Below are 12,295 nucleotides of genomic sequence, written 5' to 3' on the forward strand. Positions count from 1 at the left end.
GGCGGGGTGAGGGGGTCCGTCGTCGGAGTGATGGGGGCGGCCGTCGGGGTGAGCGGGGTGGCCGTCGGAGTACGGGATGCGGCCGTCGGTGCGGGCGTGGCGGCCGTCGGCGTGGGCGTGGCTGCCGTCGGCGTGTGAACCGTCGGTGGCGTGTTCACAGGCTCCGGAGCCTTCACGCGGCCGTCCGGGTGGACGAAACGCGGTGTCAGCACCTGGTCCAGCGCCTCCGGCAGCATCGCGGCGAGCCGTTCGTCGGAGCCGGCGCTCACCTCCAGCCAGAGCCTGGGGCGGTCGTGGATCAGCAGCAGGACGCAGCCGGCGTGCGTGAGCGCGGTGACCGGGCCCTCGGGATGGCCGACGAGCTGCTGCCAGACCCGTTCCCGCAGGGGTACCTCGGCGAGCTTGCTGTGCTCGCGCAGCCACCCCTCGACTTCGGCGAGGGCGAAGGAAGGGCTGGTCTCGGTGCCCCCGACCGGCTTGGGGAAGTCGGCGTGCCGACGGCGCCAGTTGCTCACGGCGGCCCGGCCGACGCCGGCGAGCCTCGCGATCCCGGCGGCGGTCACTTCTGTGGCGTTGTCCTGCACCCGCACGGCTCCCCTCGTCCTTGTGTGACGGCGAGCATACCGACGCAGGCAAGGTCAGACCGATTCACGCCCGTGTACACATCGAACCCCGTGAACTTGGTTGACTCGGTTCACACGGTCTGGTCTCATTGACCTCGCGAACGAGCGACCGCCGGGTGTGGCGGTCGCCGCATTGGGAGGGGACACAGTCATGGGTATGAAGACCAAGGTCGCGCTGGGCGCCGTGGTGGGTCTCGTCGTCATCGGCGCGGTGACGGCGAACTCCGGCGACGGGGACGGCGACGGCAAGAGCGACAGCCGGACCTCCGCCGGCGCGAACGAGAAGCCCGGCGACGCGAAGGCGGACGGCGGTTCCGACGCGAAGCCCGCCGAGGACAAGCCCGCCGAGGACAAGGCCCTGGAGAAGGCCTCCCAGGCCGATCGGTTCAAGGCGTTCGTGCAGAAGAACGGAACGGCCGCGGAGAAGGACGCCGTCTCCCACGTCACCAAGGTGCAGGGCGCCGAGGAGCAGAACGACATCCTCGACGCGGCCGACGTCTACACCGACTTCACCGGCGGCATCATGGGCGAGGGCACCGGCCCCGCCAACCTCATCGCCTCCGCGTTCGCCGACTGGAAGCAGAGCGAGAACGGCCTCGTCACCATCTACGACGCCGAGGGAGAGCTGCTCGGCAACGGCGAGTTCTGACCACCCGAGCGCCCACCACAGGCACCCGTGCCACCGGCACCCGTGCCACCGGCACCCGCGTCCGGGTGGCTCACAGCGGGTGCCGCATCCACACGTTCGGCTCGACGTACACCGCGTATCCGCGCTCCGGCTCGCAGCGCACCGGCACCAGGGCGCCGGGGACCTCGACGTCCCCGGCGGTGTCGAAGGGCAGCCCCGTCCAGCGCCGCCACTCGTCCAGCGAGCCGGAGACGGTCATGGAGGCCGGAGCCACGGAGTCGAGGGTGGCGCCGGCCCGGGCGTGGACGCGCAGCCAGGGGTCGTGGGGCAGACCGTCGGGACGCAGCCGCCGGGCGTACTCCTCGATGGGGGCGTGTGGTTCGAGGTGCTTGGCGCTGGGGCGGACGGGGGCGACGACCTCGCGGAAGCCGCGGGCGCGGGCGTTGTCGCGCATGGCGGCGAGCATCCGGCCGGACAGACCGAGTCCCTGGGCGTGCGGGGCGACGGTGACGGAGATGGCGCTGACGGTGTCGGCGGGGACACCGCGGCGCAGGTCGCCGAAGGCCCGGACGAGCACCTCGCCCCAGCCCCGCGCGGGCAGCGCGCCGCGCCCCTCGGTGTGCAGGGCGAACGGCACGCTGTGGGCGTGGGCGACGACCTCGCCGTGCTCGTCCTCGGCGAACTGCACGTACTCGGGCAGTTCGCCGGCGATGCGCGGGTAGTGGGCGTTGCCCGACAGGTCCTCGACGGCGAACGCGGGCCAGCTGTCCGCCATTTCGCGGACCCGGTCCAGCATCTCCGGGCGCTCGGCGAGGCTCGATACCGTCAGCTTCATGGGGCCACGGTAGGCAGGAGGGCCAACGGGCCGAAAGCGGATTTCGCCGGCGCGCCCCGGGTCCGCTTCAGCCGCCGCACTGCCGCAGCATCGCCTGCCGGTCCGGTGCGGTCACCGCCAGTTCGTACTTGACGGCGACCTGCGCGAAGCGGACGGCGTACGCGCACCGGACCGACTTGGCGGGCGGGAGCCAGGAGGCCGGCCCGGAGTCGCTCTTGGCGGAGTTGGCGCGGCCCTGGACGGGGAGCAGGTTGAGCGGGTCGTTCGCCAGCTGCTCGCGTTTGCTCTCCGCCCACCGCGAGGAGCCCATCTGCCAGCTGTACGACAGCGGGACGACGTGGTCGATCTGGACCTCGCTCGCCTCTCGCTTGCGCCACTCGATGGTCGTTCCGGTGTACGGGTCGTCCAGCGTCATGGCGACGACCACGCAGTCGGAGCCGGAGCGGAAGCGCAGGTCCTGGCCGTCGCGTTGCAGTAGGTCGTTGCGCGTGTCGCAGCCGTTCCGGGCGAGTGGCACGCCGTCGGCCGAGTCCATCCAGGCATAGCCGAACTCGTCGCGGTCGTACCCCGTCCTGGGGCCGCGCCCCTTGGTCTTCAGGCCCTCGATGAGCCGCCGGGCCGTCGCCTCGTGGGCGTCGCCCGTGACCGGGGCGAGGCCGGGGTCTGTTCCGTCCGGGTTGCGCAGAGGGCTGACGGCCTGTCCTGCGGCCGGCGCCTCGGCGCCGCCGCCCGGGGACGAGGCGCCGTCGCCCTCGCCCCCGAGGCCCTCGCATCCGGTGACCAGGGTCAGGGCGAGGGCCGCGACCGCGGCCCAACCGGTACGGATCATGCTGTGCCGCCCCATGCGTGCCCTCCCCTTGCCGTTCGCCGGTATCACCGTAGCGACTCAGAGGTCCAGACCATAGTGGGCTTTATTGGGCATGTAGGGCATATCTGCCGTACGGTCGACAGTGAGTCTCGCCTCGGAAGGAGCTCTGCATGGGCATCCTCGACAAGATGAAGAGCATGGCCGGCAAGGACAAGGACAGGTCAAGGAAGATGTCCGACGCCGCCGAGCAACAGGTCAACAAGAGGACCGGCGGCAAGCACGAGAAGCAGGTCGACGCCGCGCAGCAGCAGGCCGAGGGCAAACTCGGCTTCGGGCGCGAGCGGGGCGGCCCCGACCAGCAGTAGCGCATTCCCGCACCTCGAACACATCGAGGAAGCCGTCCACGGGCCTGATCCCGTGGACGGCTTCTTCAGCGGGCGAACGGGCGCCTAGGCACCCGGGATCGAGGTCAGGAACTCCCCGACCCAGCCGAGCAGCTCGCGCCCGACCAGCGGCTTGCCGCCCACCTTCGCGGTCTTCGGACGGGGTACGAGGACCTGGTGGGCGCCCGCCTTGATGACGCTTCCTGGGTAGAGGCGCTTGAGCCTCAGCTCCTGGGACTCGCGCAACTCCACGGGCGCGAAGCGGATGTTGTTGCCCTGGAGCACGATGTCGCCGACGGCGCACGCCCGCGCGAGCATGCGCAGGCCCGCGACCAGCAGCAGGTTCTCCACCGGTTCCGGCAACTTGCCGTAGCGGTCGACGAGTTCCTCGCGTACGGCCTTGATGTCCTCCTCGCTGTTGGCGGAGGCGATGGACCGGTACGCCTGGAGCCGCAGCCGCTCGCCGGGGGCGTAGTCGTGCGGGACGTGCGCGTCGACGGGCAGCTCGATCTTGACCTCGAGCGGCGGCTCCTCCTCCACGCCGCCCTCCAGGGAGGCCCGGTAGTCGGCGACGGCCTCGCCGACCATCCGCACGTACAGGTCGAAGCCGACACCCGCGATGTGACCGGACTGCTCGCCGCCGAGCAGGTTGCCGGCGCCGCGGATCTCCAGGTCCTTCATCGCCACGTACATGCCCGCGCCCATCTCGGTGTGCTGGGCGATGGTGGCGAGCCGCTCGTGCGCGGTCTCGGTCAGCGGCTTCTCCGGCGGGTAGAGGAAGTACGCGTAGCCGCGGTCCCGGCCTCGGCCTACCCGGCCGCGCAGCTGGTGGAGCTGGCTGAGGCCGAAGTTGTCGCCGCGCTCGACGATGAGGGTGTTGGCGTTGGAGATGTCGATGCCGGACTCGACGATGGTCGTGGAGACCAGCACGTCGAACTTCTTCTCCCAGAAGTCGACGACGACCTGCTCCAGCGCCTGTTCCGACATCTGGCCGTGGGCGATGGCGATGCGCGCCTCGGGGACGATCTCGCGGAGCCGAGCGGCCGCGCGGTCGATGGACTCCACGCGGTTGTGGATGTAGAAGACCTGGCCCTCGCGCAGCAGCTCGCGGCGGATCGCGGCGCCGATCTGCTTCTGCTCGTAGGGGCCGACGAAGGTCAGCACCGGGTGGCGCTCCTCCGGCGGGGTGGTGATCGTCGACATCTCACGGATGCCGGTGACCGCCATCTCCAGGGTGCGCGGGATGGGGGTGGCGGACATGGTCAGCACGTCGACGTTGGCGCGGAGCTTCTTCAGCTGCTCCTTGTGCTCGACGCCGAAACGCTGCTCCTCGTCGACGATGACCAGGCCGAGGTCCTTGAACTTGGTCTCGGAGGAGAACAGGCGGTGGGTGCCGATGACGATGTCCACCGAGCCCTCGCGCAGGCCCTCCAGGGTCGCCTTCGACTCGGTTTCGGTCTGGAAGCGGGACAGCGCCCGCACGTTCACCGGGAACTGGGCGTACCGCTCGCCGAACGTCCCGAAGTGCTGCTGCACCAGCAGGGTCGTCGGCACGAGTACGGCCACCTGCTTGCCGTCCTGGACCGCCTTGAAGGCGGCGCGGACCGCGATCTCCGTCTTGCCGTAGCCGACGTCGCCGCAGATCAGGCGGTCCATGGGGACCGTCTTCTCCATGTCCTCCTTGACCTCGGCGATGGTGGTGAGCTGGTCCGGGGTCTCCGCGTACGGGAAGGCGTCCTCCAGCTCGCGCTGCCATGGGGTGTCCGCGCCGAACGCGTGCCCGGGCGCCGCCATCCGCGCGCTGTAGAGCTTGATCAGGTCGGCGGCGATCTCCTTGACCGCCTTCTTCGCGCGGGCCTTGGTCTTGGTCCAGTCGGCGCCGCCCAGGCGGTGCAGGGTGGGAGCCTCGCCGCCGACGTACTTGGTGATCTGCTCCAGCTGGTCGGTGGGGATGTAGAGGCGGTCGCCGGGCTGGCCGCGCTTGGCGGGGGCGTACTCCACGACCAGGTACTCGCGGGTGGCGCCCTGCACGGTGCGCTGGACCATCTCGATGTAGCGGCCCACGCCGTGCTGCTCGTGGACGATGTAGTCGCCCGTCTCCAGGGTGAGCGGGTCGATGGTCTTGCGGCGCCGGGCGGGCATCCGGGCACCCTCGCGGCCGGCGGCCTTCTGCCCGGTCAGGTCCGTCTCGGTGAGCACGGCGAGCTTGAGGGACTGGTCGACGAAGCCGTAGTCGATCGAGCCGCAGGAGACGTGCACGACGGAAGGGCTGAGGGTGCCGAGGTCGTTGTCGAGGCGGGCGGCGATGCCCTCGCCGCCGAGGACCTCGACGGTGCGGGCGGCCGGGCCGTGGCCCTCGGTGACGTAGACCGCGCGCCAGCCGTCGGCGAGCCAGCCCTTGGTGTCGGCCAGCGCCCTGGCCGTGTCGCCGCGGTAGGTCTCGGGGGCGTGCATGCCGAGCTTGAGGGTGTCGGCGTCCTCCAGCGCGTCGTCGGCGGCGAAGGGCGACACCGACCACCACATCATGTCCAGCTCGCGGGCGCGCTCCCGGACGTCCGCGATGGACCACAGGGAGGCCGCGTCGACGTCGATCGGTGCCTCGCCGCCGCCCGCGGTGGCCGCCCAGGACGCCTGGAGGAACTCCTGGCTCGTCGCCACGAGGTCGGCGGCACGGGTCCGCACCCGCTCCGGGTCGCAGACGAGCGCCATCGAGCCCTTGGGCAGCACGTCGATCAGCAGTTCCATGTCGTCGACGAGGACGGGGGCCAGGGACTCCATGCCCTCGACGGCGATGCCCTCGGCGATCTTGCCGAGCAGTTCGCCCAGCTCGGGGTGGTCCTCGGCGAGGACGCGGGCGCGCTCCCGTACGTCGTCCGTGAGCAGCAGCTCTCGGCAGGGCGGGGCCCACAGGCCGTGTTCGGCGACCTCCAGGGAGCGCTGGTCGGCGACCTTGAAGTAGCGGATCTCCTCGACGTCGTCGCCCCAGAACTCGACGCGGAGGGGGTGCTCCTCGGTCGGCGGGAAGACGTCCAGGATGCCGCCGCGCACGGCGAACTCACCGCGCTTCTCCACCAGCTCCACGCGCGCGTACGCGGCGGCCGCGAGAGCCTCGACGATCTCTTCCAGGTCGGCGCTCTGCCCGGTGCGCAGGGCGACCGGCTCCAGGTCGCCGAGGCCCTTGACCTGCGGCTGGAGCACGGAGCGTACGGGCGCGACGACGACGGAGACCGGGCCGGTCTCGGGGTCCTCGGGGCGGGGGTGGGCCAGGCGGCGCAGGACGGCCAGGCGGCGGCCGACGGTGTCGCTGCGGGGGCTGAGGCGCTCGTGCGGGAGGGTCTCCCACGAGGGGTACTCGACGACGCCCTCCTCGGGCAGCAGCGAGCGCAGGGCCGCGGCCAGGTCCTCCGCCTCGCGCCCCGTCGCGGTCACCGCCAGCACCGGGCGGCCCGTCTCGCGGGCCAGCGCGGCGACCGAGAAGGCGCGGGCCGCGGGGGGACCGACCAGGTCGACGTGCATGCGGTTGCCGTCTGCGGCCGCGGAGATCGCTTCCGCGAGGGCGGTGTCCTTGACGACGGCGTCGAGCAGACCGTGCAGGCTCATGGAGGGGGCGCTTCCGTCCTGGGGTGCTGGGTGCGGGTGCTGGGGTGGCGGGTGCCGGGGTGGACAACACGAGTAACCCGGCGGTGTGAGGGCCGGGGGTGTCCAGCGTACGACGCCGCGCTCGCCTGCGCCGGAGGCTGTGGATGACGCCGGGTGCGTGGTGGCCGGCGCCCCGGTGGCCGTACCAGGGTTACCAGGGGGCTCCGCCCCTGGGCCCTCGGCCTGTGCCCACCCACCATCCGACTCGGCGGGCCGAAAGGCGGGCCGCCCAAAGGAGCCCGGCGCCGGGAGTCCCCTTGGGACTTCCGGCGCCGGGCTCTCCCCCGCAACCCCCGTATGCGGTGGCTCCTCGGTCGCTACTCCGTCATTCCGTCGCGATGGCGTTCAGGACGTTCATCCGGCCCGCCCGGAACGCCGGGACCAGGGCGGCGAACAGGCCCACGAAGGCCGAGCCGATGAAGACGCCGATGATCGTCGGCCAGGGGATGTCGAGGACGTTCAGTCCCTCCAGGGCGAGCAGCTTCTGCGCCGTGGCGCCCCAGCCCATGCCCAGCCCCAGGCCGAGCAGGGCTCCGAAGAGGGCGATGACGACGGACTCCATCCGGATCATGCGGCGCAGCTGGCGGCGGGAGAGACCGATCGCCCGCATCAGGCCGATCTCGCGGGTCCGCTCGACCACCGACAGCGCCAGAGTGTTCACCACACCGAGGATCGCGACGATGATCGCCAGGGCGAGCAGGCCGTAGACCATGTTCAGCAGCTGGCCGACCTGGTCCTTCAGCTCCTGCTTGTAGTCGGTCTGGTCGGCCACCTGGTACTGCGGGTAGGCGTCCAGCGACTTCTTCAGCGCGGCGTACGCCTGCTCCGCCTGGCCGTCCTCCGCCTTGGCGAACATGATCGTGTTCGGCGGGATGCTGTCGGCCGGCAGGTACTTCCGCATCGTCTCGATGCTGATGTACCGCGCGCCCTGGTCGATCGCCACGTCGTCGTCCGTGATCGCGGCGACCTTGAGCTTGGCGGTCTCGCCGCCCTTGAAGGCGACGGAGACCGTGTCGCCGACGTGCACGCCGTGCTTCTTCGCGTAGTCCGCGCCGACCGACATCGCGTCGATGCCGTAGGCGGCGGAGAGCTTGCCCTCGGTCGTCGCGCGGTTCACGTCCTGGGCGTACGTCGGGTCGGCGGCCGTGACACCGTCGTCGTCCGTCTTGCCGTCGGGCGAGGTCAGCGTGGCGTCCAGCATCTTGTAGCGGGTGACGTGCTCCAGGCCGGGCGTGTCCTGCATCGCCTTCTCGGCCTGCGGCACGATCCGCTGGTTGCCCTGGACGATGAAGTCCGCGCCGACGGTCTTGTCCAGCTCGCTGGTGGCCGAGGCGACCATGGAGGAGCCGACCACCGAGAGGCAGGCGACCAACGCGAGGCCGATCATCAGGGCGGCGCCCGTGGCGCCGGTGCGGCGCGGGTTGCGCAGGGCGTTGCGCTCGGCCAGGCGGCCGACCGGGCCGAAGGCCCGCAGCAGCACCGCGCTGATCACCCGGACCACGAAGCCCGCCAGCAGCGGGCCGATGACGACGAAGCCGATGAGGGACAGCACGATGCCCGCGCCGAGCATCAGCGAACCCTCGCTCGCCTTGTCGGCGGCGGCGGCCGTGAGCAGGGCCGCGGCACCGGCGCCGGTGAGGATCAGGCCGATCAGGCCGCGTATCCGGCCGGCCTTGCCGTCGGCCGGCGTGCCGGCGTCGCGCAGGGCGGCCATCGGGGAGATCCTGCCGGCGCGGCGGGCCGGCAGGTAGGCGGCCAGGACGGTGACCACGATGCCGAGGACCAGGCCGACCACGGGTGTCGCCGTCTTGATGGTCAGGTCGTCGGTGGAGAGGTTCATCCCCGCCGCCGACATCAGCTTCATCAGGCCGATGGCGATTCCGACACCGGCCGCGACGCCGAGGATCGAGCCGACGATGCCGAGGAGCAGCGCCTCGACCAGCACCGAGCGGTTGACCTGCCGGCGGGAGGAGCCGATGGCCCGCATGAGGCCGATCTCGCGGGTTCGCTGGGCGACCAGCATGGAGAAGGTGTTGATGATCAGGAAGATGCCGACCAGGAACGCGATCCCGGCGAAGCCGAGCATGGCGTACTTGATGACGTTCATGAACTCGCCGAGTTCCTCGCGGTTCTCGTCGGAGTTCTCCTTCGCCGTCTGCACCTTGTAGGTGCCGTCCATGACCTGGGAGACGCTCTGCTTGAGCTGCGCGTCGGAGACACCGGCCGCGGCGGCGACGTTGAGCTGCGTGAACCTGCCGGTGGCGCCCAGCAGTTCACGCTGGGCGGTGGGCGTGTCGAAGTAGACGACGGCGGCACCGGGGTTGGTCACCGTGAAGGACGCGATGCCGACGACCTCGGCCTTGAAGTCGCCGGTCTGCGAGATGGTGCGCAGTTCGTCACCGAGCTTCAGGTCGTGCTTGTCGGCGGTGTCGGCGTCGACCATGAGCTCGGTGGGCCCGCGCGGGGCGTGCCCGGAGGTGATCTCCATCGACCGGAGGTCGTTCTTCGTCCAGTTGCCGGCGATCGTCGGGGCGCCGCTGGTGGCGCCCACGTTGTCGTTGTCACTGTCGACGATGGTCACGTTCATCGAACTGACCATGCCCTCGGCGGACTCGACGCCCTCGGCCGCCCGGACCCGTTCCAGCGCGGACGCCGGCAGCGACTCGGGCACGCCGTTCTGCGGGGCGTCGTCGCTCCTGGCCTCCTTCGGCATGACCGTCACGTCCGAGGACGTGACCGCGAAGAGCTTGTCGAAGGTGGTGTTCATCGTGTCCGTGAACACCAGGGTCCCGCAGACGAACGCCACCGACAGCAGCACCGCCACCGCCGAGAGCGCCATACGGCCCTTGTGCGCGAGGAAGTTGCGCATCGAGGTCTTGACGACGGTCATGACGTGCGCCCCCGGGCGTCGAAGTCCTTCATGCGGTCGAGGACGGCGTCCGCGGTCGGCTTGTACATCTCGTCCACGATCCGGCCGTCGGCGAGGTACAGCACCCGGTCCGCGTAACTGGCGGCCACCGGATCGTGGGTGACCATCACGATGGTCTGGCCCAGTTCGGTGACCGACCGGCGCAGGAAGCCCAGGACCTCGGCGCCGGCGCGCGAGTCGAGGTTTCCGGTCGGCTCGTCACCGAAGATGATCTCGGGCCGGGCGGCCAGTGCCCGCGCCACCGCGACCCGCTGCTGCTGGCCGCCGGAGAGCTGGGTCGGCCGGTGCTTCAGCCGCCCGGCGAGCCCCACGGTCTCCACGACGCGGTCCAGCCACGCGCGGTCGTACTTGCGCCCGGCGATGTCCATGGGCAGCGTGATGTTCTCGAGCGCGTTCAGCGTCGGGAGCAGGTTGAACGCCTGGAAGATGAAGCCGATCCGGTCCCGGCGCAGCTGGGTGAGCTTCTTGTCCTTCAGGCCGGTGATCTCGGTCTCGTCGAGGTAGATCTGCCCGCCGGAGACGGTGTCCAGGCCGGCCAGGCAGTGCATCAGCGTGGACTTGCCGGACCCCGACGGCCCCATGATCGCGGTGAACTGGCCGCGGGCGATGTCCACGTCCACGTGGTCGAGGGCGACCACCCGGGTCTCGCCCGATCCGTACGCCTTCACGACCTGACGCGCTCGCGCGGCAACGGCCGTACGCCCTCCGGTGCTCCCATGCGTGGGAATACTTACGGCCGATGTCATGTCAAGTCTCCTATGTCGGTCATCAGGTGAGCCACCGGTGCCGCCGGCGGGCGCTGAGCGGTGCCGGTGGACTTGGTGAACGTGGTGCTGCCGTGCTTGCGACCCGTCGCGGTGTACGCGTCGCCGTGCGTGTGCCGTCGTGCTTTGCCGTCGTGCGTGTGCCGTCCTGCTACGTCGAAGAGTCTGGCCGGAACCGGGGGTCGAGCGCGCTGGTGTTCAGCGCACTCTTCTGCTGGGGAAAACCCCACCCCCGCGGGTCCGGTTCGCCGCCCCCCAGCGGCGTAAAGCCAGACTAAGGACGTCACCGGGCCCGTCTCGTCCTCCGTCGGTACGAACCCTCCCCGGGCCGTAGTACGGAGGTACCCCTAGGGGCTGTCCACCCTTCGGTGGAGCGGACCTCGGGGTTGTCCTCCTCCCCGGGACGCATCGAGCCTCCACCCTCCCGCCACGTCAGGGTCAAGTGCGAAGCTGACCCCGGCAGATGGATGCAAGGGGAACGCAAGGACGGAGGTGCCCGGGTGGACGGCGTGGACAGCACCCGACCCGCGGTGGACGCGGCCGGAGCGGGCACGGGCCCGGACCGGCGCGGCGCCGTAGTGGCCGCCCTGATGCTCGCGATGGCGCTGTCGGCACTCGACGCCACGATCGTCTCCACCGCCGTCCCGCAGATCGTCGGCGACCTCGGTGGCTTCTCTCTCTTCTCCTGGCTCTTCTCCGGCTATCTGCTGGCCGTCACCGTCACGCTCCCCGTCTACGGCAAGCTCTCCGACACCTACGGCCGCAAACCGGTCCTGGTGGCGGGGGCGGCACTGTTCCTCGCCGGCTCCCTGCTGTGCGCCCTCGCCTGGAACATGGGCGCCCTGATCGCCTTCCGCGTCCTGCAGGGCCTGGGCGGCGGCGCCCTCCAGGGCACCGTGCAGACGCTCGCCGCCGACCTGTACCCGCTCAAGGACCGGCCCAGGATCCAGGCCAGGCTGTCCACGGTGTGGGCGGTGTCCGCAATCGCGGGCCCCGGCCTGGGCGGTGTGCTGGCCGCGTACGCCGACTGGCGCTGGATCTTCCTCATCAACCTGCCGATCGGCGCCCTCGCCCTGTGGCTGATCGTCCGTCACCTGCACGAGCCCGCACGCGAGGCGTCCGGCACGCGCGCGCGTGTCGACTGGGCGGGCGCGCTGGCCGTGTTCGCCTGCGGCGGCGCCCTGCTCACCGCTCTGGTGCAGGGCGGGGTGGCGTGGCCGTGGCTGTCGGCGCCCTCGCTCGCCCTGTTCGGGACGGGCCTCGCCCTGCTGGTGGCCGTGGTGGTGATCGAGCGCCGGGCGGCGGAGCCGATCATCCCCGGCTGGGTGTGGCGCCGCCGCACGATCGCGGCGGTGAACCTCGCGCTCGGCGCGCTGGGGCTGCTGATGGTGGCGCCGACGGTGTTCCTGCCCACCTACGCCCAGTCGGTGCTGGGCCTGGCACCGGTGGCCGCCGGTTTCGTGCTGTCCGTGTGGACGCTGAGCTGGCCGGTGTCCGCGGCCCTGAGCCAGCATGTGTACCGCAGGATCGGTTTCCGGAACACGGCCATGCTCGGTATCGGTACCGCGTCCCTGATCCTGTTCGCCTTCCCGTTCCTGCCCTATCCCGGCGAGGCCTGGCAGCCGACGCTGCTGATGCTGCTGCTCGGCGCCGCGCTGGGCCTGTTCCAGCTCCCGCTCATCGTCG

8 protein-coding genes and 1 pseudogene are annotated in these 12,295 nt (G+C 71.1%); 3 read left to right on the top strand and 6 right to left on the bottom strand.

Annotation, left to right across the window (positions count from 1 at the left end; all coding sequences use genetic code 11):
* A pseudogene (locus EBH09_RS14695) lies at positions 1–584 on the bottom strand (hypothetical protein); the annotation flags it as partial.
* A gap of 190 nt (positions 585–774) precedes the next feature.
* Between EBH09_RS14695 and EBH09_RS14700 the strand changes: the two are divergent.
* Complete coding sequence (locus EBH09_RS14700) at positions 775–1,272, top strand: hypothetical protein (protein WP_121747467.1); 498 nt, start codon at positions 775–777, stop codon at positions 1,270–1,272.
* A 70-nt stretch (positions 1,273–1,342) separates the two neighbouring features.
* Here the strand turns inward: EBH09_RS14700 and EBH09_RS14705 are convergent, their stop codons facing one another.
* Together EBH09_RS14705 and EBH09_RS14710 are read right to left on the bottom strand one after the other, a co-directional pair.
* A complete protein-coding gene (locus tag EBH09_RS14705; RefSeq protein ID WP_121747468.1) occupies positions 1,343–2,086 on the bottom strand; it encodes an N-acetyltransferase in 744 nt (247 codons plus the stop codon).
* Positions 2,087–2,153: 67 nt separating this feature from the next.
* Complete coding sequence (locus EBH09_RS14710) at positions 2,154–2,930, bottom strand: HNH endonuclease family protein (RefSeq protein WP_121747469.1); 777 nt, start codon at positions 2,928–2,930, stop codon at positions 2,154–2,156.
* Positions 2,931–3,064: 134 nt separating this feature from the next.
* On the opposite strand from EBH09_RS14710, the gene EBH09_RS14715 reads away from it, so the two are divergent.
* Positions 3,065–3,259: an antitoxin gene (locus tag EBH09_RS14715; RefSeq protein WP_121747470.1), complete on the top strand. Its 195-nt coding sequence runs from the start codon at positions 3,065–3,067 to the stop codon at positions 3,257–3,259.
* Positions 3,260–3,343: 84 nt separating this feature from the next.
* On the opposite strand, the gene mfd is transcribed toward EBH09_RS14715, so the two are convergent.
* From mfd to EBH09_RS14730, 3 genes are all read right to left on the bottom strand, one after another.
* Positions 3,344–6,877, bottom strand: a complete 3,534-nt coding sequence (gene mfd / locus EBH09_RS14720) for a transcription-repair coupling factor (RefSeq protein WP_121747471.1) — start codon at positions 6,875–6,877, stop codon at positions 3,344–3,346.
* A 364-nt stretch (positions 6,878–7,241) separates the two neighbouring features.
* Positions 7,242–9,806 carry an FtsX-like permease family protein gene (locus EBH09_RS14725; RefSeq protein ID WP_121747472.1) on the bottom strand — a complete coding sequence of 855 codons (2,565 nt, stop codon included), beginning with the start codon at positions 9,804–9,806 and terminating at the stop codon, positions 7,242–7,244.
* Positions 9,803–10,591, bottom strand: a complete 789-nt coding sequence (locus EBH09_RS14730; protein WP_121747473.1) for an ABC transporter ATP-binding protein — start codon at positions 10,589–10,591, stop codon at positions 9,803–9,805. The genes EBH09_RS14725 and EBH09_RS14730 overlap by 4 nt, the downstream gene beginning before the upstream one ends.
* Positions 10,592–11,076: 485 nt before the next feature.
* Between EBH09_RS14730 and EBH09_RS14735 the strand changes: the two genes are divergently transcribed.
* The coding region (locus tag EBH09_RS14735; protein ID WP_238697313.1) for an MFS transporter at positions 11,077–12,295 on the top strand (1,219 nt) is incomplete at its 3' end.

Source organism: Streptomyces sp. E2N166 (assembly GCF_003671715.1).
Taxonomy (GTDB): Bacteria; Actinomycetota; Actinomycetes; order Streptomycetales; family Streptomycetaceae; genus Streptomyces; species Streptomyces thinghirensis.